We start from the raw sequence: 1,153 nt of genomic DNA on the forward strand, positions 1-1,153 counted from the left end.
CCTGATTTTCTACCAGCAGCGATTAGAGTCCGGCCTGAAGAAGGGACGGACGGATGAAGCGATCACGGTTCACAGAAGAGCAGATTATCGGGGTGCTGAAGGAGGCGGAGGCGGGCGCGAAGACGGCCGACCTGGCGCGCAAGCACGGTGTGTCGGAGGCGACGCTGTACAACTGGAAGGCCAAGTATGGCGGCCTCGAGGTGTCGGAAGCGAAGCGACTGCGGGCGCTGGAAGACGAGAACGGCAGGCTGAAGCGGCTGCTGGCGGACGCGATGCTGGACAATGCGGGTCTGAAGGATCTGCTGACAAAAAAATGGTAACGCCTGCCGCTAAGCGGGAAGCGGTCGCACATCTCCGGGCGGTGTTCGGGATGGGCGAGCGGCAGGCGTGCCGGGTGATCGGGGCCGACCGGACGAGCATGCGCTATCGGTCACGGCGCGACGACGACGGCCCCGTGCGGGAGAAGCTGCGCGAGCTTGCGCATCAGCGCCGGCGGTTCGGTTATCGGCGGCTGCATGTCCTACTGCGGCGCGACGGTATCACGATCAACCGCAAGAAGACGCAGCGGCTCTACCGCGAGGAGGGGCTGACGGTACGTCGCCGGCGGGGCCGCAAGCGCGCGGTTGGCGCACGGGCGCCTGCGCCGGTCCCGGCGCTGCCCAACGAGCGGTGGAGCCTGGACTTTGTCCACGATCAGATGGTGACGGGTCGCCGGTTCCGGGTGCTCAACATCGTTGATGACGTGACGCGCGAATGCCTGGCGGCGATCCCCGACACGTCGATCTCGGGCACGAGGGTCGTGCGCGAACTGGTCGGCCTGATCGCGGTGCGCGGCAAGCCGGGGATGATCGTCAGCGACAATGGGACGGAGCTGACCTCGAACGCGGTGCTCGAATGGTGCGGCGAAGTCAGGATCGACTGGCATTATACCGCGCCCGGCAAGCCGACCCAGAACGCCTATGTGGAGAGCTTCAATGGTCGCATGCGCGACGAGCTGCTCAACGAGACGCTGTTCACGAGCATCGCGCATGCCCGGGAGAAGATCGCCGCCTGGGTCGATGATTACAATGTCGAGCGGCCGCACTCGTCGCTCGGTTACGCCACCCCGGCGGCGTTCGCCGCCGGCCTCGAAAAGCAATGGCCTGCACGCGTG

The 1,153-nt window shown here is 66.0% G+C and carries 1 protein-coding gene; it reads left to right on the forward strand.

Annotated features, from left to right (window positions below; all coding sequences use genetic code 11):
* Nucleotides 1–53: 53 nt before the first annotated feature.
* A protein-coding gene (locus U1839_RS26745; protein WP_332806601.1) for an IS3 family transposase occupies nt 54–1,153 on the forward strand; the annotation gives its coding sequence in 2 pieces (ribosomal slippage) (nt 54–306 and nt 306–1,153; 1,101 coding nt annotated over the 2 pieces). This gene is flagged as partial in the annotation.

The organism is Parasphingomonas halimpatiens (genome assembly GCF_036663795.1).
Lineage (GTDB): Bacteria > Pseudomonadota > Alphaproteobacteria > Sphingomonadales > Sphingomonadaceae > Sphingomonas.